The organism is Photobacterium sanguinicancri (assembly GCF_002265265.1).
In the GTDB taxonomy this organism is placed as follows: Bacteria; Pseudomonadota; Gammaproteobacteria; order Enterobacterales; family Vibrionaceae; genus Photobacterium; species Photobacterium sanguinicancri.
In genome coordinates this window covers 1-21,205 of the sequence record NZ_NOIF01000008.1, presented here as the reverse complement: position 1 = coordinate 21,205, position 21,205 = coordinate 1, and the positions used below count along the sequence as shown (strand labels likewise).

Below are 21,205 nucleotides of genomic sequence, written 5' to 3'. Positions count from 1 at the left end.
TGGTATTTGTTTCATATTGAGCATTAATTCACATCTCACTACCATTGGCTTAAAATCTTCGTTTTACGTTCCGCGTAGCTTAGAAATATACTGCAGTATTTTTCATACCGTTTACTACCGAACAGGTAGCTTGCTGAGCTAGCATAATCACTAGCTCATATCTTTCCCTTCAAAAATTCCGAGTACAGGGTGATACAACCATTGCTTGCCTAACTCGTTCTCGCATGGTGCTCGTAAGCTAACCGAAGCAAACTGAATACAGGTTTCTTGCAACTCTGTATCGTGCCATTCGGATAGCTGTTCAATAACCTCAGGCAACTCTGCGGCCCCCCAAATTGAATTACTATCAGCCACCAACAACTCGCCAAAAGGCGCAAAACCAGACGAGTCAATAAGTTCATTCGACACCCTATCCCACTGTTTGAATACAGGCTCTTCATCAAGCTCATTCAACATACATACGTAATCAATAGACGGGTTACTTTGTCTAAATGGTGTCTGCTTTTGGAACTCCGCAAATAAATGCGCTTTGCTGTTGCTGTACCAAGGCTTCACCGTATCTCTGAGCTTTAAATTCATAGCGAGATGTTCGAGTTCAATAAAACCACCTACTTGTTTATTTACAAATAGCTGACTTCTATCAGGTTCAACAAATCTTGGTGAAGAGCTAATTTTATGTAGGTTGCTTGCTTCCATCTGCAAGCATAAATCATGAGACGAAAGCTGAAGACATGGCGTCTTGGGGCCATTTTTACTTAACCTAAAAGTTTGCTTACTTTCGAATCCAGGTTTTGAATAGGCTGCTTTATCTTCGCCTTTAAGCGCCTTAACGTTCTGATTTAAAACTAAAATATTGGTGCTCCGCGGCTCAATGCGCCTGTGCCTTTGCACACGCCCTGCTAACTGGATTATCGAGCGCATAGAGCTTGGTTCTACCACGGCCCAGTCATAGTCATGATCTCGCCCGACTTCCGCCACGGGCGTTGCGAGTACCACAAAAATATGGTGTTGCTCGGGGTATTGGTTCAATGCTGCTTCAACCACTGGCGTTTTGATGATCCCTTGCAGATCGTCTCGGTCACGTTGCAACAGCCCATCTAATTGTTGCTCTATGGCCGAGCGCACCGCTAAAGGATGCTGGCTATGATAGATACAGTAATGGATGCGCGTATTTTCAGGCGGCGGGGTTGCTAACAAGTGCTTTGCTACAGCCACTAAAGGCTCAATATTGGCCATGCGAACAATACCTGCCGATACTGTTTTCCCTTTAGAGCCTTGCAGTTCAGAAACCGTTTTATGATCAACGGCAAGCTGAGTTATTCCTTGATATACGGTTTTAGCAAAAGTTTCGATAACTTGGTGCGGTGGAAGTTTAACCTCTGCTATTTTCAGCCAGTCACCTTTGTGTAGATGCTCGGAATGTTTGGTCAGTTTCTCTGCTCTAAGCTTTGTAAACTCATCGTGACTGGCTCTAAATTCAGCGATACCACCTGCACTACTGGATTTCACACCAAATTCATCAAACCATGCACATGAAACAGGCATGGCAACTTGCTGTCCAATCACTTGATTGTATTGCGCACGCCCACTTTGGTAACAAGCAAATAAGTGTGTGACTAAGGCTGGCGGTAGCGTGGCTGAAGACAGCAGAACACGAGAACCAAGCAAGCCTGAAAAATACACCAAACGCGCAAGTGCTGGATCGTCTTCTAACGAAAAGTCATCTGGTTCATCGAGTACTAAATCACTGGTTAATAGGCGTAACATAGGCGCAATTTGTTGGCCTCCTGTCACGCCTTCTGATACGGGAATAATATGATCTATGGTGCTAACAGATATTGGAGCACTTACTAGTTTATGAACTGCACCTTTATTTTCTAACCAACGATGTAAATACTGGTTATCAATTTCACCGTCATAACGCACATATTCATGCTCGGCAAAGATCTGTTCTGACTCACTTCCACCTTCGCTAGCTCTCTCTAATTTTTCTAGTTCTTCTTGCTGCTTTTGCTTATAAAACAGCTCTTTCACCGCTTGAGAACCAATGTGTACTGCGAGGTCGTCAGTATCTAAGTTCAGCCTTTGCTGTAGCGCATCACCCGTTTGTAAAGTAAGGGTACGTAGGCCTAATGCCACACTAAAACGACAACCTATTGTAGGATTAGAAAGGCCATACATAATACGCGCATTTGCAAAGGTTTTACCTTGGCCTGTGGATGCCATATTTACGCCGAAAAAGCCTTGTTGCTCAGTTTGTTCAGCAATGCTGTAGGCACAGTCGTAGGCTTTATCTTGCCAGCGGAATTTACTGATTTTGCTGCGACGTTTGAAACCTTTGTGATTGGTGATAGCAGGCATTACCCCGCGAAGCTTAGGCATTGTACGCGCTAATATGTAGGCATTATGAGCCACGCCCACGCAGTGCTCATCAAGCTGTTGTTTTGGCTTTCCTGTTTCTCTGTAGGTATTGGCATTGGCGTTATAGCCTTCATCTTGCCAATAGGTATTTGGTTCCCCTGAAGAATATGCATGATCAGCCAACATCAATGCCATGCGAGCAATGTGTAATGGAAAGGCTTTATCAAGGGAGGCGTACTCCGCCAAGTTAGCTTGATTCAATGCACGCTTCGATAGCTCCTTGGCTTTACTGCGCCATTTATAACTTCGCATTGGTGTACCGTGAGGAAACACGGTAACAGCGACTCTTTCTGCAGGAGTAAACTTATCTATGCAATGGTTTAGCGCATTCCAATTGGCGCCAAAGCCCGTAAGCCAGCTATCCACATCATTTAAGTCTTGTTTTGGTCCATCACCAAGGCATTTTGGTAATCGGTGATGAGATAAAATCAACCAGACAATACATTGGGCAAGCGGGGACTGAGACAAATCAGTAAAGCTAACACTTTGCGTTGGGTCACAACCTTCAATTAGTGGTTTGTCATCATTTTCAGAAACGGAACCAAGATGCTCTAACCACTCTTGATCGGTTCTGCCTGCCACAAAACCAATAAACAGTTGGCAAGATAGCCACTCGTGGCGGTAAGGTTCGAACCCTTTGCTTTTTGATTTAGGTTTTAGTTTTTGTTGAAACAGTTTGTTACCTTTCCCAAAATCATGAAACAGAGCAGCAATTCCAGCCATGAGAGCGGAAGTTTGAATGCTATTCATGTTATTTTCGTCTTGGCTTCGAAGAATATCCCGCTGAGTCGTATTAGTTGGAACACTGCCATCTAAATTAAACTTGCGACGATTACCAACAACCCACATTAATTCAGTATGGTTTTTACCACGCACCCAATGGCAAGCGACAGCGGTATTGCGCCTTGCTGTTTTCTTTAGTAATTGTCTTAATGTTTTTAGCCCTTCATAGGTGATTGGCGTCTGCCATGTTCGCCTACCTTTACGCTCTGCAAATTGGTCTAAGACGCGGCGTGTTTCTGGTAAGGCTTGTTTGCTGCACTCAGAAACCAATAAAATATTCACCCTTACTGCTCCACTTTGTTATTTTGCGCCAATGCTGAAGCCGTGCTTTGCAGTGTATCGATCATCACATCTAATGCATGGGCTGAGCGGAACTGATTTAAGCATCGCTGACGAAACTCTTGTTCGTCGTCTCCTTCCATGGCAGCGATAAAGGCTTGAGGTAATATTAACGCATCTTTAATTATATCTGCGACGTCAAACACCAACCCACCTCGGCGCGTTTTACCATGTAATACCGCTAATCCATGAGGCAGGCCAATCACCCAACATGCTGTTGCAGCCAAACCGTAAGCGAGATAATTACCATGGTCTAAAAATCGGTTAGCTATATCACTGCTGTTACCCCTTTCAGAGCGGGTAAAATCGCCATATTGGCTGGCATGGCAAGCGAGCTTATAAAGCGTTTTAGTGGTGGTTGCTTCTAAAGAGAGAAGATCTTGCGTAGTGGCACAGGTTTGCATTTTATCTTCAAAGCGATTCAATGCACTTTCTAGCTGTTCACCATTAAGAGTGAAGTCTTTTTTGATGTTGGTAGACAGCCAGTGCTTACGAATTTGCTTTATGCGTTCTAATTGAAATAGCTTTGCAGCTTCAAGGCGATGATGGTCGTCAAACCAAAAACTTACCCATTGTTGGAGATACTCTGTTGGTCTATATTCAGACTGAGGAAGTAACCAAGACACGTCTACTTGTACTTCGTTGCCCGAGTACAACGGTGTTCCACCACCACCACAAAAACCAACCAGAACCCCAGCTTTGGCTAACTCCCGCATTGCCGCTTGCGTAATCGATGTGCCTGTACCTAGCATTAGTGCGGTCGTATTTGCGATAGGAATATTCCAATACAGGCTTTCTTTACCTTGGTCGGTAACATATTCAACTCGCCCTGCATTTACCAATACACGACAATGCTGCAAGTAGTAAAGATTGGCACGCTTGGAGTGTAGGATCGTTTTCAGATCGCTAGGACTGATTACTTTGGCCATAGATTCACCTAATGATTGATGTTAAACCTTAGTTTCACTCATACCGTCCCGACTTATCGTGATGCAAGGCATAAATTTCTACCCTATTTTTCACGGCTCTCATAACCATCTGAATCCAAATGATTATTTTTAGTGGCATTAAAAAGGGGAATACTCAGGTCGATATCAACCAAGATTTATGGCTAGTACCTGGTATAGGTATGGCTCTGTTCAGCAACTTAGTTGAGAGCCCAGCATCCAGCGATTCTCTCTGTGAATGTAGCCTTTGATAGTGAATCATCACTCAGTATGCGTCGCCATCCTAAGTACTTGGTCAGGTTCTTCGTTGCAACACCGGCTCTGTTCAGCAACTTAGTTGAGAGCCCAGCATCCAGCGATTCTCTCTGTGAATGTAGCCTTTGATAGTGAATCATCACTCAGTATGCGTCGCCATCCTAAGTACTTGGTCAGGTTCTTCGTTGCAACACCACAGAGCGTACAATTTATCCAACGCTTTAGCGTACTGTGGTAACCATTAACATGTTGTATATGGAATACACCCTCTAAGACAGCAATTTTTGAACTGCTAACAATCTCTTTTAAAACAACTTTTAGTCGCTTTGATACAAGTTCATGAGCAAGGTGAGCATCAGCGCATAATGGTGTTTCTGGTTTTATACACCCATTAAGATGTCTATATAGTTCATCACCACTCACTCGTGTTAATACCGCATCAGTAAGGTTTCCTTGTCGGTCGCAAGCAACAAGAACAGGGACTTGTTTTACACGAGGCGTCTTAACACCTTTCTTTTTGTAAATGCTTGAACCACCACGTTTTCTAGGCTTTTTTATTCCGCGTTGTCCTTTATGCGATAACCTGAAAAATGTTTCATCAATCTCGACAATCCCCTCTAAATGTTCGGATTTATTATTTGCTAACAGTGACATTAAGCGGTGACGTATATGGAATGAAGTATCCAGAGAAATGGAGCAACGACGGGCAGCTTTTCTTAAAGACATTCCGTCCAACATACACTCAAGATATTGGTCAAGCACATCAATATAATGGACGCCTGATAATTCGGTTTTCGTAAGAGACGTGAACGTTTTCTTGCAGGGTTTGCACTTAAATCGTTGTTTATTTTGCTGTACTCCCCATTTTTGAACCTTTTTACTATCACAATGCGGGCAATGAGGATGGCTACAAAAATTCTCTTCAATACGCTCTAATAAGCTTTTTGGTTGTTCTTGCGAATGACTATTTGGATCTAGAAGGCTTTTAACACATAGCTTTTCCTCATGTGTAAGATTCTGAATCGATTCTAATAATTGAGTGAAAGAGAAGTTTTCCATACGGCTAACCTCAGTAATTTAGTAGATTTATCTAAAGTATAGTTCACCCACTTAAATACTGAACAGAGCCTTTATGTTACTTAATTATATATGCACCCAATTACATGCTAGCGTTATTTTACTCATCGGATCTCTAACAGGGAGAGTAAAATTGAAACGTTTATTAATTACTTTAATGCTTTGCATGTTACCGCTATCAAGCTACGGCAGCACGAGTGCTACAGGAGCTAGTCAAAAAGGCTATACCGCGACTAAATACCCGATTGTGTTGGTACATGGTTTATTTGGTTTTGATACGTTAGCGGGAATTGATTACTTTTATGGTATTCCCCAAGCCTTATCCAAGAGCGGCGCAAAAGTGTATGTTGCGCAAATTTCAGCGACCAATAGTACAGAACTGCGCGGTGAGCAATTACTGGCGCAAGTACAAAATGTATTAGCAATAACAGGGGCGGAGAAAGTCAATTTGATTGGCCATAGTCATGGTGGACCTACTGCGCGTTATGTTGCGTCTGTTTCGCCTGAGCTCGTTGCATCGGTAACAAGTATTGGGGGAGTGAACAAAGGTTCACGTATTGCAGATATTGCACGAGGGACCATTCCTGAAGGCTCGATTCCTGAAAGCGTTGCTGTGAAATTAGCAGAAGGATTAGTTTCGCTGATTAACTTGCTTTCTGGCGGCGGAGATTTACCACAAGATCCATTAGCGTCGCTGGCTGCGTTAACAACCCAAGGTTCATTGCAGTTCAATCAGAAATACCCAGAAGGTGTGCCAGTAACCGAGTGTGGTGAGGGTGACTATGTTGCGGCTAATGGTGTTTATTACTATTCGTGGACAGGTACCCGTAACTTTACCAATGCGTTAGATCCAACTGACGCAGCGATGGTGGTGTTAGGGTTAGCGTTTGATGAACCCAATGATGGTCTTGTCGGGCAGTGTAGTACGCATCTAGGGAAAGTGATTCGTAATGATTACAAGATGAATCACCTCGATGAAATAAACGGCCTATTAGGTGTTACTCATTTGTTCGAGACAGCGCCAACGACTTTGTATCGTCAGCACGCTAACCGCTTACAACTTCAGGGACTCTAATTACAATGAAAAAGACCGTACTGTTGCTATTATGCATTGTTGGAGTTGCCTGTGCGGTCTATTTCAACTTTGAGTCGCCGACCAAAATCACTGAAGTTCAAGTTCACTCACAACAAGATACCGATATAGATAAAGATTCGGCGCGTGATACCTTTGATTACTTTCTAGCAGGGCTTGGCGAGGAAGACTTGAAGACATTAAAAGCGAATTTCTTGCGCTTCAATCAAGAACAAGCTGAGGGTTATCAGCTTGATGAGGATTTATTTAAACGCTTTATTGAATATCGTGCTGCCTTAGCTGATCTTGAATCGGGCGCTTTTCAAAACCTCGATTTTAACGCCTTGCAGCAACTCGATGATCAGTTACTTGCTTTACAACTGAGGTATTTTTCAGCCGCAGAACAGCAAACTTTGTTTGCGAATGAAAATACGATGCGTCAACTTGCGCTTATACAGTTGAGATTAAAAGAACAATTCCAAGATAAAGAGACCTATCAACAAGCGTGGCAACAAGAGCTTGATCAGCTCTCGCCAGATTTACAGCAAGGCTATCGTAATGCCAGCCTACTAACAGAAATTCATGATACCGAAGCATTAGATGATCAAAATCGATATTTGCAGCAGCAAGCATTAGTCGGAACGGAAGCCGCAGATAGATTGGAACAACTTCGTACTGATCGCAAAGCCTTTCAACTCAAGCTGGATAACTATTTAGCGCAGCGTGCGGATATTGCTGCTGATCCTACTCTAGATACGGATGCACAGTTAACAGCCATTGATGATTTACGCCGCCAGACATTTTCTGCTAATCAACAGCGTCGAGTACGCGCCCTTGAGTCGATGGAGAATCTTCCGAAGAGTTAGCTTGCGTATTCTGCTTTCAGGCATGTTTGATGAAGGCTTGGCTTAGCTGTTGAAAGAGTGAATCAACACTGGGTAGCGTTGTTAAATGTGCGTACAAAGGTGTATGAACTTGCGCATCAATCACGGTTGAATTCCCACAAACTTGGTTATAAAAGTTCACGGGGGCAACGATGTCTTCTAAGTCGACATCAAGCAAAATACAGGCTTGCGACAGTACGATTTGCCCACCGCCTTTTTTGAGTAAAACACGCTGGGCGGTTCCCACTACTTTTTGTTTATTGATATTAAGGTTGTAGTCACCATCACAGTACGACCCTGGTGTTGCGTGAATATCTACGTCTACACCAAGCCCTTTAAAAAACAGGGCTAGAACATGACACAACTGCAAGTAAGCTTTCTGAATATTGTAAGGCTCCTTGCTGGGCCAATGATAAATGTGCGACAGATTAATGATCCCCGGCAATTGGGGAACTGGTGCACCACCTGTTTTTCGTGATGTGAGTTGCCAGCCTTGTGCAGCTAACAGTTGTTTAGATTGCTCGGTAACGGGCCATTTATTACCTGCGGGCAAAACAAGCGTGGGTGATTTTGCTTGCCAAAGTAATAGGGCTTGCGCGATATCACCCGCCTGAATTTGCTGTAATAACGCATCTTCTTTTTCAAAAGCACGAGCAACATCAATGTGTGGGTAACGTACGAGCTTGTTAGTTAACTTCAATGCGTTTTTCCTCTACAGCTGTTCTTGTTGTCGCAATATTTTGCGTTCAGCGATGGTCGATAAGATAAACATCATCATATAACCCAATCCTAGCGCTGCAATAATAGCGACGATATTATTGGTAAATAGTGATAAACCATAATAACCAATAACCAAACTAACAATACCACTTAGGCGAATAAGTAGACTCTGTGTAAAGTGACCATGTGCTTTAATGTAGGCGAGTTGGTATGCGTTAAGCATCATGAAAATAAAGAAAATTGAAAAATGAAATAAGACAGGTACTGCGCCAATATATTCTGCGGGGAACACCCAAAGCACAATTGGTTTTGCCCACATCAGCATGATGCCAAAAAATATGGCTGAGACAATAAAGGCCAGTTTGAATACCCATTTACGAATTAATGTAATTTGTTCATGCTGCTTGTTACGGACACAAACGGCCAGTTCTGGCAGCACAAAACGGTAGATAGGGAAGACAAACAACATGGTCATGTAGGTGAAAATAGGGCGAACCACCACCTGAAAATCGCCGAGTTCATCAATACTAAAATGGCTGATGGTCAGTAGTACCGTGATATATATCATTAAGATACTGGCGCCTGCTTCGAGTGAGGCCGTAAAGCTTTTTTTGACATAATTGATCAGTGTTGGATCTAGCTGAACGGTAGAAAGCGGTTTGGTTGCTATCTCTTTTCTTCGGCGAATATACATAAATCCAGCAACGGCGAGTGAAGATAGAGTCATGCTATAAAAGAGCGAAGAAAGCGGATTTAACCCGACACCGTAGAAACAGAATAAGAACAGTACGGCATTTGCTAATGGGTCTAACCAGGTGACTTTGTTGGAAATACTGTAAAGCCGATACATGGCTACAAGGTTGGTGAAGTAGACCTTTAGCCCCATACTAAAGATGATCCCAACCAACTGAAAATAGCTAACGTTGATATTAAGCTCATGTTTAATATAAGGGATCACTAGCCCCCAAGTGATGAGAACCATAGTGATTAAACTAAAGCGGAAGATATTAATAATGTCGCGATCATTTTGGGTTTGGCTATAACTGACCACCATAGATGATCGAAAGCCTGTCATTAGGATCAGTGACAAGGAAATAATATCTACCACACTATGGAATAGTGCGAGATCTTCTTTAGCGACCCATTGAGCAAGCCAAATTTTAAAGAAAAAACCTATTGATATGCTGGCGAGCGTTGCCCAAATTCCAGCAATAAATGCTCGCTTGAGTCGAGTTAGCGTATCTTCTTGTGGTGAATCTTGTGTGGCTATCTTATCCATTTTACTGACGATATTAACAATGATGATTAGATACTACTTGATTCATCATGCTAGGTACTACTGATGCAACACTAAAAGTGAAAAATAATTATTCGCATTTGGTGTTGTGCAAGGTGAACTTATCACAGGCAATTGCGCAAGAATCGGGTTGAGGAATGAAAGGGCTTCATTCACAGTTAGCTATAACGCTACCAAGGGAAATAAACATGAACAGCTTTTTTCGATTAATCACGCTAGCGGCAATATGGGGTGGGTCTTTTCTCTTTATGCGCATTGCAGCAAATCCTTTAGGCCCTGCCGTGCTGATTGAGGCGCGAGTCGGATTAGCCGCGGTGACATTATTGGTTATTGCTTTGTATTTAAAAAAACAGCTCAACATGGCGGGGAACGCTAAACATTATTTTACCTTGGGGCTGTTTAATACTGTTATCGGTTCTATTTTTGTCATAACAGGCACTATGTTAGTGACGGGCTTTTCACCACGTCAATTTTTTCAGCAAAAGGCGGTACAAGGTGAGTAATTCAGAGAGTCATCGTCACTACCATGTCGTTGAGCAAGCGATAAACTTTATTCATCGCAATTTTGAACGTCAGCCAACCCTGGCTGAAATTGCACAATCTGTTTATATGAGCGAGCATCATTTACAACGGGTATTTTCAGAATGGGCGGGGATCTCGCCTAAGCGTTTTTTACAGGTTGTGACCAAGCAAGCGGCATTGGATGCATTAAAACAAACCCGAAATCTAATGGAAGCAAGCCAATCAGTAGGCTTATCGGGTACCAGTCGGTTACACGATTTGATGGTGACGTGTGAAGCCATGACACCGGGTGAAATTAAAAAAGGCGGGGAAGGGGTCAGTATTCAGTATGGCGTCGCCGTAACACCCTTTGATGAGGCAGTGATTGCGTGGACAGGTCGTGGGATTTGCTTTCTTCAATTTACCGATAACCATGAAAAAAACGTGATTGATGAGTTATACCAGCAATGGCCAAACGGGACATTCAAGATTAATAGTGAACAAGCACAGCAATACAGCGATACCATATTTTCTGTTGAACCGGATAAAAAGCTGGCAAGAGGCAAGATTCATTTAGTGCTGAAGGGTACAAACTTCCAAGTGAAAGTATGGGAGGCGATGATCAATACTCATTCTGGGCAACAATTGTCCTATTCTCAAGTTGCGCAATTTATGGGTTCGCCTAAGGCGTCAAGGGCGGTTGGAACGGCATTGGCCAATAACACGATTGGCTATTTGATCCCGTGCCATCGGGTGATCAAAAGTAATGGCGAACTGGGGAACTACCGTTGGCGACCGGATAGAAAAGCGGCCATTTTGGCATGGGAGAATGCAACTCAAAACGAATAAAATCGAACATGGCTGGCTCGCTTCCTAATGGACTGGAAACGCACGTACACCGTCGATAAACATCTGCATGGCGGGGTTGATCGCTTTTTCTTTTAGCCAAGTCAGATCTGCATGCCAGTTCGGGTATATATCGTCTTTTTCTTGGTTCTGAATAACATTACCGGCTAATAAGGCTTCTGCACAAACAAATTTGGGTAAGTGTCCCCAACCTACACCTGCTTTGATTAAGTTGAGCAGTTGGGTGGCATTGTTGCAAAACATATAGCGGTGGCTGAGCACATCAGCATCACGCATGCCTATATCGTGTAAAAAGGTAAAGGTAAGTTGTAATTGGTCGAGAAAATCACGATGAGAAGCATGCGGTGGCAATGCCCATTGTGGAGGAACGACGCGAATCACTTCAAAGTTATACCCTTTGCTGACGACCATTTCTGTCGGCATATTGATGGTACTGAACATGAGGCCAATATCAGCTTGGCCTGATAGCACCCACCCGCGAACTTGTAAGGTATCACCATTCAGCACTTTTAGCGTGAGGTAGGGATATTGTTTTAGAATCTCGGCAATGAGTAAATCAAGCGCGGGTTCTATTAAGCTCGCATCTATCGCGATAGTGAGTTTATCGGGGATCCCTTGTAATAAGCTATCGACCTTAGCATCAAAATGAGCCGACTCTTTTAACATCGAGAGAGCAAAGTTATAGAGTTGCTTACCTTCATGTGTGACTTCAAGTGATTTTGGATGACGAATAAATAGGGTCAACCCAGTATCAATTTCTAGATTATTAATTTGCTCTCGAAGCGTCGAAACGTGCTTACCGATATGGCGCGCTGCTTGTGCCATGCTTTTTTGTTCAACAGTGGCAACAAAAGCTTGGAGTTGGTCTAACGAGACAGCCATATTAATCCTCATACTTGATAGTATTGAAGGGGGATCCCCTATGCTTAGCGGCTTTTAGATTAGAATAACTTAGCGATAATAGCTACATCGAAAGGGCATGAACGCCCTTAATGAATAAGGTTATTACTGTCGAGGGTTAAGTTATGAAAAACTTCAAACTGAATAAATTCGCCACTATTTTTATTGCTGCGACGGCATTTGCAGCTGTAACGTCAACGGCGCATGCCTGTTCACGTATCACGCTTGATACGCCGCACGGTGTCTCGACAGTGCGTTCACTCGATTGGGGTGATCAACTTGGCAATGTTACTCAAGTAAACCCTGTTGGTATTGAGCGCATGAGTGCGGAAACACCGAGTTATGCGAAGACCATGGCGTGGGAAACGAAATATCACAGCGTTGCCCAGCGTGAATATGATGTTTTCCATGGTGTTACATCTGATGCGATTAATGCTAAAGGCTTAGCGGCATCATTGCTTTATATGTACGATTCACAGCAATTTATTAAAGACTACCAAGACTCTGGTGCTCCAGCAGTTAGCTTTCTTAATGTGATTGATTATCTCGTTGAAAATTACGCAACCGTTGATGAAGTGGCTGCTGCCTTTAATGCTAATGCGTTCCAGATTGCATGGGCCGATGGTTTACATGGTACGCAACACGGCTTGCATATTTCTGTTCAAGATAAAGCGGGTAACATTGCGCTCTTTCAATTGAACAAGGGCGGCAAGATGGTGATGCACCGTGGTGATGTAAAATCCGATCTTCGTGTCATGGCCAATGCGCCGTTACAACAAGAACACCGCGCGTATGTGGAAAAGGTGGATTTAACCGACTTAGCAGCGAAAGAGATTCCCTCATCGATTTCATCGCTTGATCGTAACTTACGTGGTTTGTTTAACACGAGCCACATTGCACTCGAGGAAGACAAAAGTTGGGCGCAAACTCGCGGTAAATTATTGAGTACCTTCAATGCGGGTAACCTTGTACCACAGGATCTGATTGACCCAGTGAACGGCGAAACTTACGCGACGTGGACCCAATTTGTTTATAACCATGACAACGGTGATTTCTTGTTCACCAATTACGATACTCGTGAGCAAATTGGTTACAACTTTAACGATACACTCGCTTTTACAGAAACTATGTGTGCAGACACAGTAAAGCAAGCTTCTGAAGGATTGAATACCGTGACATTTGGTAAGTGCCAATAACAGAAGCTACCATTATCGATTAAGAACCCCCTATCATTTGCTCGGCAGTTGATAGGGGGGCGGCCGTTCAATAGTCTGTGATGCAGACAATGTGTTAATCCAAATAAGGAAAGGTGATGCGATTGCGATTATGCGGGCTATTCAGTTTTGTAATGTTAGCCCTGCTTGGTTGTTCGTCGTTTCATAGCTTGCATCAGAATGTAAAAACCATTGATAAAAGCTTTCCAGAGTATTCGATCTCTATTTCGAACATGTCATATCAATCGCCCGTTGTTATTGTTCAACTGCGATCGCTCGATCCCCTTGATGTCCTGTCTGTTGATAGCACTTCACGAAGTAATACGCTCCAACTCAGTGCTTTTGACCAAACCCATTACTTACTGGTTTTTGAAGACTTAGACAGTGATTTCATTATGCAAAGTAATGAGCCGAGCCAGCTTATTGATCTTCGAAACTGGCATGATAAAGCGAGGGCAAACTCGAATTCATTAAGCGTAACTCCCCCTGCTCCAAGTATTGAGATAGTTTTAGCGCAAAAAGATGATCAGTTCGAAGCGCCATTTATTGGGGTAAACTTCATTTTCAAGTTAAACATTGAACTTAAAAAGGCCGCGATAGGACAGATCACATCACTTACATCAGAGACGTTTAGCCGTAATACCGCAAATATTGGGATGTGGAAGCCCGCAGAATTTATCGACAGTAAATATGCAGGGCTATTTTTTTTGCAAGCCTATGACCCAGACAAGATTCCGGTATTGTTTGTCCATGGCATGAATGGGACTGGTGGGGATTTCACGCCGATTATCGAGCAGATTGATACTAAGCGTTATCAAGTTTGGCTGTATAATTACCCTTCTTCATTATCCTTGCCTTTTTTGACCAAAGCGTTATCAGAAATAATGAAAGAGATCACCCAAAGGCACTCAATTGATTCCCTTCACTTGGTTGCCCACAGCATGGGCGGATTAATAGCAAAAGGCTATCTCAACCAGTGCTCAGCCGTTAAAGAGTGTGATTTTATCCGTTCATTTACTTCTATTTCATCGCCGTTTTCTGGGGTGAAATCTGCAGAAATGGGCGTTAAATATGCGCCTGTAGTTATGCCTGCATGGAGAGGCTTATCCCCTAATAGCACCGTAATTTCGACCTTGTTTGATGTGAGCGCTAGCGAAATATCACCACCGCATTTTCTGATCTTTGGTTATCGTTTAAAAGGCGCGCTTAATGCTGAAAGTAGCGATGGCGTTATTAGTCTTTCGAGCCAACTGAGACCGTCTGCTCAGTTACAAGCTGAGAGGGTCATTGGCTTTGACGACGATCACGTCACTATTTTATCTAGCCCGAATATGCATAACCAGTTGTTTGATTTTTGGCAAAAACAAGAAATAGCTGAAGCTGGATATTTACAATTTTAGCTGGCTTTTTCTGCACACCAAGTTTGACGGCATTGGCTAAACCAAGCGTGAACAAGCTGGCGACTTTCTTCCGATGGAAGGGCATTTTTAACACCTGAGATTTGGTCAATTTCAAATGGGAAGCGTCCACGAGGCAGGCGGCGTATGCCAATGGTTAGGCGTTCAGGATGCTGCATGCTAAATGCACAGTACCGTTCTGAGCTAATACGGCTGTGATAGACCGAAATACAGTGGCGCTGCTTTCTTCCCTCTTCGACTAAGGCTTGGTAGTCTTTGATTGGGATGATGCTTCTAGATCCTTTGAGTGGAAGAGAATAGGGGACATCATGATCTATGGGTTTTACTCTCTCGCCATAAATTCGCTGGTTACGTTGCTCTGTCCAGCGATCATGTAATTGCTCTAATGCGGCTAATGATGGCTGTCGAACAATATGAGCAATAGGATCATGAATACCAAGATCGCGCCCGAGCATTAATACATCCTGAAAGGTTGCTAAGCCACAAGTGCGATAGCCCCGCTGCTCTTTGGCGACAGAGAGCCCCAAGCGACTTCCAGTAAGGAAAGGGTGGATTTGGTCGAGCACCAGATTGTTGTACTCAATTGATGAGTAGTGCTTAAATTTAAGGTAGCGCTGTTCTTTGACGTTAAGTAAACGGATGATGTGCTCTAGTTCGCTCCCTTGATTAAAGCGTAAATTCAGGCGGTCTAAAAACTTAAGCGCGGCTTTTCGCCCATCAAACCCTAATGCTTGTAGAATGCAGCGTTGCCCTAATTGACACAATCGAAGTGCACTTTCATTATCCACCCGAAAGCGATGGCATACCAAGACTAAAATGATAGGGCGGCTTGCTAGTATTTGCGCGGCTGCTGCTGAATTGGCAGCAAGCCAGAGTAATTGATACTGGTATTCAGGAAAGGGCTCCGTTATTGCTAAATAACGCTCAGGTATTTGTGAAAGCCATTCGCCATCGAGGTCATACTGCGCCACAAAATTAAGCCCGATCCCTAAGCCGCCGTCTAAAGGTGTTTTTTTATTTGGGAACACGCGATAGCCACGGAGTTTGTTGTGCCAACTGCTTAATTCAATATCAAAATCATAGCCAAGCTCGGTGGTTGATATAGTTAATGCTGTCATGTTGAGCCCTTATTTACGTTTCGCTTTTTTAGCCAGTTTACGTTTACGCTTTTGCTTATCTTTGCTGGTAGCGCTTTTTTGATTATTACCTGATGAACGAAAGCCACAGCGTTTCATCACGGCTTTTCCTTCCGTACTGTTTATAAACTCTCTTGCTTCTGAGTGCCCAGCATCAGCGGCTTCTTTTAACATCGTTGGAATATCGGCAGGGGTTTTAACTGATTTCTTGGTTGTGAATTCAGCCAATGCTAATTGGGCCATACGGAATTTAATCTCTGACGCTTGGTGTTCATCGTCCGCCTGGTAAATCGCGCGTTGATATAGCTCTGATACCAAGCTGAAGTACGCACTGTTTTGGCAGATTTGTGTAAACAACTTACTTTCATACCAGAGGTACTCAGGGAGATCTTTATAGTGATCAACCATGATTTTTGCTGCGCATTCAGGTGTGATTACGTTGAAAACATGCTGTTCGGCATAGGCTTTCACGAATTGATAGCCAGGTGAACGCCGTGCTTGGGCATTCACCAGTGCTGATTTGATGCGCTTTGCAGCTATTTCCGAGGGCTGATTTTCATAAACATCGAGCATACGAAAGGCTTCGCAGGTATAGGCTTCTAATACATTGAATTTAAGAGCCTGATGTAACCAATTAGCATATTCATCTGTAGCAACCGTTTTAGATAACATCGCAGATAGCGCTTCACTACAGCCTTTTTCTGCAGCTTGCTTGATGAAAATCAGCCCTAGTTTCGTTTCACCGTGATTTGCTAAATAGCGACCGTATTCGTAGGCGGCTTCTCCCGTTTTATCTTGCTTGATGGCAAGCTTAAAGCAGGTTTTTGCATCACGTTGATCGACGTTTTGTAATAGTTTTTTCGCGTAACTTTTCGCAAACAATAACCAAGTTTCACTGTGTCCTTGCACGTGCGCTTTTTCTAGCCAATAAGCGAGGTCTGCTTGTTTGTCGGCAAATGCATTTTTAGTCCACCAACGGTCAGTGCCTTTAATAGAACGCATGGTTTCAAGTTCATGGTAGAAGCGATTAGCAAGGTAAAAGCTGGAATCACGATGACCATTTAAGGCTGCAGCGACATGTTCGCTGATGTCACACTGCAAAGGTTGATGCCAATCAGGGATCTGCTTGCAACAGGTATTCAAAACTTTCTCAGCAACATAGCGAGCAATATCATGAAGATTGCGCATGTGTTGGCGCATACGCAGTGTGGACACCTCCAGCTTAGCAACATGATTACCATTAATTTCTGTTAGATGAACAGAGCGGTTTCCCTCTAAACGAAGTGAATTCATCGCATCGATAACCCAGCCCTCAATACACCCAGAGGCATCGAGCATTTTAATTTTGTTGGCCAGTTCACCGTGAACGGGAGGACGTAATGAAAAGTGTCGTCCTAAGTCATGGCAGGCAATTTCTACGAATAACCGCATTTTTACGAGGCTAGATTGAGGATCGTTCGCAAAGTAACGCTCAGCTAAGCAAGCTTGGGTATAAAGCTCGCCTAGCCCTTCTTTTAAGAAAGCGAAATTGCCTTGTTCTTGCTGTATATCCATTGCCTGTGTTTGCATGACTAGCCCCTGATGTGTTGTGAACAAGTGCTATATTAAACATCCAGGCGACAAAATGTGTCGCCTGGATATTTGGCCGTACATTTTATCGATATACAGTGAGGCAGCTGAAATTTTAAGGTGGGGTAAATTGGGTGAGTGTACAGATCCAGCGTTCTCAGAAAGTGCTTGGAAGTATTCCGTGTTTTCCTGAGTCGATTTCAACATTAGAAATGACACAGCGTTTAGACAGCGCGGATCTGATTAAATGATAACCTTGTAGGTTAATTTTTTGTTGTCGTTATGAAGCTGAAGATAGATCACAGAAGCTGGTTAAATTTCGTTCTACCATGTATTACAAGATAGAGGTGAATGAATACAAGAATGACAAAATCGAAATCAACCTTGGCGATAAATCAGATTGTCTGTGACATTTTAAAAGAGCGAACACCTGCTGGCGCATATTTAAAAGGTGAAAATGAACTAGCACTATCATTAGGTGTTTCTAGAACTTCAGTACGCAGTGCTTTGCAGACATTAGCAAGTAAAGGCCTAATAACCATAACGCCAAAAGTGGGCAGCATTGCAAATACGCCCGATCAGTGGAATTGGTTGGATCACGATGTACTACGTTGGGTGACGGAATATAAAGCATCCGATACTTTTATCCCGCATTTACTTGAAGTGCGCTTGATGGTGGAACCCAACGCAGCGGCACTGGCAGCTTTAAACGCAACAGGGGATAACCTTGCCGCACTTGAGCGAAGCTACAACATGATGGCCTCTGGGCTGGAACATAATGATAGGGTACAGATCAACACGGGTGATATTGAGTTCCATAAGCAACTTTTACTGGCGACCAAGAATCCGTTTTTGATTTCTCTAGGTGATGCCTTAACAACGACTATGGAAGTGTCTTTTTCCCGTACTTTAGAGAAAGATGTATTGCTCAGTAAGCCCGCGCTGGATGACCACTATTATGTGATGGACGCGGTAAGAATGCGTAAGCCTGAAGATGCACGAGAAAAGATGCGTGAAATTATCATGGGGGCTATCGCGAAAACGGTTAAAACCCTTAAAGGTACTGATTTAATACGTTAGTTACACAGCCATACTAATAAGCTTGAACACTGCAAGGTGTTCCTTTTCTACATGAAACGCCTTGTATTACAAGATTGCAATCATAGTAACACATGGAGGGGAAATGAAAGCGAGTTGGATTGCAGTAGATTGGGGAACGACAAATTTTAGGGCATTTTTAATGTCCGATACGGGGGAGTGTCTAGATAAAATCCAACAAGCAAAGGGGCTGTTATCTGTAGATCAAGATCAGTTCCCCCAAGTGTTTGATGAGTTAATCAGTCGGTGGAACGGCATATATGGCCATTTACCTGTGATAATGGCTGGCATGGTCGGATCGCAGCAAGGATGGTGCGAAGTGCCTTACGTTCATACGCCGGCATCTGCACAAGACTTAGCGAATAACATACACAGTGTGGATCTTCTTTCTGGTAACAAGGCAAAAATTGTCTCTGGTGTTCGTTGTATTAATGCGTTTGGTAACCCTGAAGTCATGCGAGGGGAAGAAATACAGCTTATTGGCTTAGGCGAAATAATAAAATGTGACTTCAACGCTATTCTATTCGGTACTCATAGTAAAAATGCTTATTGGTGTGATGGGAAAATAGAAAGTTACTCAACGGTAATGACAGGTGAATTGTATTCTCTTTTGGTTAACCACAGCATATTAGGGAAATCATTACCTGAGCAGGTATTTAATAAAGACGTATTTATTAAAGGTGTTGAAATTGGTAATAAATATCCATTGAATCATGTGCTATTTAGTGCAAGAACCTTTAAATTATTTGATGATGTCCAAGATACCAATATACATACTTATATATCGGGGTTACTTATTGGGCATGAGTTTATAATATCAAATCGGTTGAATAAGTTATATTTAGTCGGTTCACAAAAGTTAGCATCAAATTATGCGTTGGCATTAGAACACCTTAATATCGAGTTTGATGTTATTGATGGTGATGAATGCTTTTTGAAAGGCATGACAAAAATCTATAGCAAGGACGAAAGCAATGAATACTGAAGAGCTAAGAAATAATGCATGGTTTAAAGAGTTACCATTAATAGCAATATTACGCGGTGTTGAACCAAGTGAAGTTCTAGATATTGCTAATGTCTTAATTGATAACGGATTTAGATTTATTGAAGTGCCTTTAAATTCGCCTGATGCTGTATTAAGTATAAAAATGCTTGTAGAAGCCTATGGCGAACAAGCCGTTATTGGCGCAGGCACTGTGACCAATATTGATAAATTAATGCCAGTGCTTGAAGCGGGAGCACGATTAATTGTGACACCGAATATGAACCCAGAAGTGATTCGAGCAGCCCGTGCTCATAATTGTGTGGTGTTCTCTGGTGTACAAACCGCAACGGAAGCGTTTACCGCTGTAGATTGTGGTGTTACCGCATTGAAATTCTTCCCGGCAGAACTTATTCAGCCATTAGGGGTGAAGGCAATCAAATCAGTATTACCTCCTGAAATGATTTGCTGCCCTACTGGCGGTATAGAGGCAGATGCCGAGCAAATGAAGTCTTACGTTGATGTTGGCGTAGACGGCTTTGGCTTGGGGTCTGGCTTGTATAAGAAGGGCATAAAGCCCTCAGAGCTAAGCGTACGCGCGAAGGCGTATCGTGACAGTTGGATGTCCATTTAATATACGAAAAGCAAAAGGTTATCTTATGAAACTAAGTAAAATTGCTGCTCTAGCTGCTGTACCCCTAATGGCAATGTCGTTACATGTTCAAGCAAAAACTATGCGTATTGGTATTGGGGTACCTGAATCTCACTTTGAATTTGCAGCAATGCAAAAATTTGAGAAATACGTAGAAGACAATACTGATATCTCAGTAACTATTTACCCGAGTAACCAGTTAGGTAATGACCAAGAGGCATTAGAACAAATTAAATTTAATGCGGTTCAGATGAATTTACCATCACCGGCTGTGCTTGGTAATATTGTGAAAGATTTCAATATATTAACCCTGCCTTTTATCTTTCCTAATGATGATGTAGCCAATCAAGTTGTTGATGGTGAATGGGGACAGGAATTGTCTTCCAAGCTAGAGAAAGCTGGTTATGTGGGTTTAGGCTACGGTAACTTCGGTTTCCGTCATGTCACTAATAATGTTCGCCCGATTAAAACGATTGCAGATATGGATGGCTTGAAACTGCGCACTATGCAGAATAAAGCCCACCTTGATGCTTTCCGTTCGCTAGGCGCAAACCCAACGCCAATGGCATTCTCTGAGCTATTCTCATCACTTCAGCAAGGTGTTGTTGACGGTCAGGAAAACCCGTACACCAATATTTACTCGCAGCGCTTATACGAAGTTCAAAAATACGTGTCTGATACGGGCCATGTGTATTCTTGGGTTGTCTTTGTCGTCGGTAAAAAGTTCTACGATGGCCTGACAGCCGATGAGCAAGCCACTATGCAGCAAGCTGCTCGTGTGGCGATTGACCACATGCGAGTGTCGGTTAAAACCCAAGATGAGAAATCGTTGCAAGGTATGATAGATGCAGGCTTGGTTTACACCCCACTTTCACCAGAAGTAAAAGCCGAAATGCACGAGAAAGTCGCACCTGTTGTTCAAAAATATGCCGATAGAATTAACCCTGACTTATATAAAAAGCTGACAGAAGAAGTCACTAAGTTACAGTAAATTATCGCAAAGGGGCTGTGCAATGCAGCCCTATAATTAAAATATGGTGCTGTTATGAATGATAAGAAAACTTCATTCTTAG

At 42.9% G+C, this 21,205-nt stretch carries 17 protein-coding genes and 1 pseudogene; 10 read left to right on the top strand and 8 right to left on the bottom strand.

Annotated features, from left to right (window positions below):
- Positions 1 to 150: 150 nt before the first annotated feature.
- The 3 genes from cas3f to ASV53_RS02595 form a co-directional block, all read right to left on the bottom strand.
- Positions 151 to 3,486 (bottom strand): type I-F CRISPR-associated helicase Cas3f, encoded by a 3,336-nt coding sequence (cas3f, locus tag ASV53_RS02605; RefSeq protein ID WP_094955975.1) that lies wholly within the window; start codon positions 3,484 to 3,486, stop codon positions 151 to 153.
- A 2-nt stretch (positions 3,487 to 3,488) separates the two neighbouring features.
- A complete protein-coding gene (cas1f, locus tag ASV53_RS02600; RefSeq protein WP_094955974.1) occupies positions 3,489 to 4,472 on the bottom strand; it encodes a type I-F CRISPR-associated endonuclease Cas1f in 984 nt (327 codons plus the stop codon).
- Positions 4,473 to 4,823: 351 nt separating this feature from the next.
- Complete coding sequence (locus tag ASV53_RS02595; protein ID WP_094955973.1) at positions 4,824 to 5,804, bottom strand: IS1595 family transposase; 981 nt, start codon at positions 5,802 to 5,804, stop codon at positions 4,824 to 4,826.
- Between the two features lie 184 nt (positions 5,805 to 5,988).
- Here ASV53_RS02595 and ASV53_RS02590 point away from each other — a divergent pair, with 184 nt between their 5' ends.
- Together ASV53_RS02590 and ASV53_RS02585 are read left to right on the top strand one after the other, a co-directional pair.
- Positions 5,989 to 6,897 (top strand): lipase family alpha/beta hydrolase, encoded by a 909-nt coding sequence (locus ASV53_RS02590; protein WP_239928710.1) that lies wholly within the window; start codon positions 5,989 to 5,991, stop codon positions 6,895 to 6,897.
- A gap of 5 nt (positions 6,898 to 6,902) precedes the next feature.
- Complete coding sequence (locus ASV53_RS02585; protein ID WP_094955972.1) at positions 6,903 to 7,760, top strand: lipase secretion chaperone; 858 nt, start codon at positions 6,903 to 6,905, stop codon at positions 7,758 to 7,760.
- Positions 7,761 to 7,776: 16 nt separating this feature from the next.
- On the opposite strand, the gene ASV53_RS02580 is transcribed toward ASV53_RS02585, so the two are convergent.
- Both ASV53_RS02580 and ASV53_RS02575 read right to left on the bottom strand, forming a co-directional pair.
- Positions 7,777 to 8,478, bottom strand: coding sequence for a lipoate--protein ligase family protein (locus tag ASV53_RS02580; RefSeq protein ID WP_094955971.1), 702 nt, complete (start codon positions 8,476 to 8,478; stop codon positions 7,777 to 7,779).
- Positions 8,479 to 8,490: 12 nt separating this feature from the next.
- Positions 8,491 to 9,777 (bottom strand): polysaccharide biosynthesis protein, encoded by a 1,287-nt coding sequence (locus ASV53_RS02575; protein ID WP_094955970.1) that lies wholly within the window; start codon positions 9,775 to 9,777, stop codon positions 8,491 to 8,493.
- A 206-nt stretch (positions 9,778 to 9,983) separates the two neighbouring features.
- Here ASV53_RS02575 and ASV53_RS02570 point away from each other — a divergent pair.
- Positions 9,984 to 10,208 (top strand): annotated as a pseudogene (locus ASV53_RS02570) (EamA/RhaT family transporter); the annotation flags it as partial.
- Between the two features lie 82 nt (positions 10,209 to 10,290).
- Complete coding sequence (locus tag ASV53_RS02565; RefSeq protein WP_094955969.1) at positions 10,291 to 11,145, top strand: bifunctional helix-turn-helix domain-containing protein/methylated-DNA--[protein]-cysteine S-methyltransferase; 855 nt, start codon at positions 10,291 to 10,293, stop codon at positions 11,143 to 11,145.
- Between the two features lie 24 nt (positions 11,146 to 11,169).
- On the opposite strand, the gene ASV53_RS02560 is transcribed toward ASV53_RS02565, so the two are convergent.
- Positions 11,170 to 12,045, bottom strand: a complete 876-nt coding sequence (locus ASV53_RS02560) for a LysR family transcriptional regulator (protein WP_189337806.1) — start codon at positions 12,043 to 12,045, stop codon at positions 11,170 to 11,172.
- Between the two features lie 143 nt (positions 12,046 to 12,188).
- Between ASV53_RS02560 and ASV53_RS02555 the strand changes: the two genes are divergently transcribed.
- A complete protein-coding gene (locus ASV53_RS02555; protein ID WP_094955967.1) occupies positions 12,189 to 13,259 on the top strand; it encodes a linear amide C-N hydrolase in 1,071 nt (356 codons plus the stop codon).
- A 116-nt stretch (positions 13,260 to 13,375) separates the two neighbouring features.
- Entirely contained in the window at positions 13,376 to 14,677 is a 1,302-nt protein-coding gene (locus ASV53_RS02550) for a lipase family alpha/beta hydrolase (RefSeq protein ID WP_094955966.1), read from the top strand.
- On the opposite strand, the gene ASV53_RS02545 is transcribed toward ASV53_RS02550, so the two are convergent.
- Together ASV53_RS02545 and ASV53_RS02540 are read right to left on the bottom strand one after the other, a co-directional pair.
- The gene (locus ASV53_RS02545) at positions 14,674 to 15,813 is read right to left on the bottom strand and encodes a PcfJ domain-containing protein (RefSeq protein WP_094955965.1); all 1,140 of its coding nucleotides are present in this window, start codon (positions 15,811 to 15,813) and stop codon (positions 14,674 to 14,676) included. The genes ASV53_RS02550 and ASV53_RS02545 overlap by 4 nt on opposite strands.
- A gap of 9 nt (positions 15,814 to 15,822) precedes the next feature.
- Positions 15,823 to 17,400 (bottom strand): DUF4145 domain-containing protein, encoded by a 1,578-nt coding sequence (locus ASV53_RS02540; RefSeq protein WP_094955964.1) that lies wholly within the window; start codon positions 17,398 to 17,400, stop codon positions 15,823 to 15,825.
- A gap of 363 nt (positions 17,401 to 17,763) precedes the next feature.
- Here ASV53_RS02540 and ASV53_RS02535 point away from each other — a divergent pair, with 363 nt between their 5' ends.
- From ASV53_RS02535 to ASV53_RS02520, 4 genes are all read left to right on the top strand, one after another.
- A complete protein-coding gene (locus ASV53_RS02535) occupies positions 17,764 to 18,480 on the top strand; it encodes a FadR/GntR family transcriptional regulator (RefSeq protein WP_083541031.1) in 717 nt (238 codons plus the stop codon).
- 103 nt (positions 18,481 to 18,583) lie between these two features.
- Complete coding sequence (locus ASV53_RS02530; RefSeq protein WP_094955962.1) at positions 18,584 to 19,483, top strand: 2-dehydro-3-deoxygalactonokinase; 900 nt, start codon at positions 18,584 to 18,586, stop codon at positions 19,481 to 19,483.
- On the top strand, positions 19,473 to 20,114 hold the full coding sequence (locus ASV53_RS02525; RefSeq protein ID WP_062692361.1) for a 2-dehydro-3-deoxy-6-phosphogalactonate aldolase: 642 nt from the start codon (positions 19,473 to 19,475) through the stop codon (positions 20,112 to 20,114). The genes ASV53_RS02530 and ASV53_RS02525 overlap by 11 nt, the downstream gene beginning before the upstream one ends.
- A 25-nt stretch (positions 20,115 to 20,139) precedes the next feature.
- Positions 20,140 to 21,123 carry a TRAP transporter substrate-binding protein gene (locus tag ASV53_RS02520; RefSeq protein ID WP_094955961.1) on the top strand — a complete coding sequence of 328 codons (984 nt, stop codon included), beginning with the start codon at positions 20,140 to 20,142 and terminating at the stop codon, positions 21,121 to 21,123.
- Positions 21,124 to 21,205 lie beyond the last annotated feature (82 nt).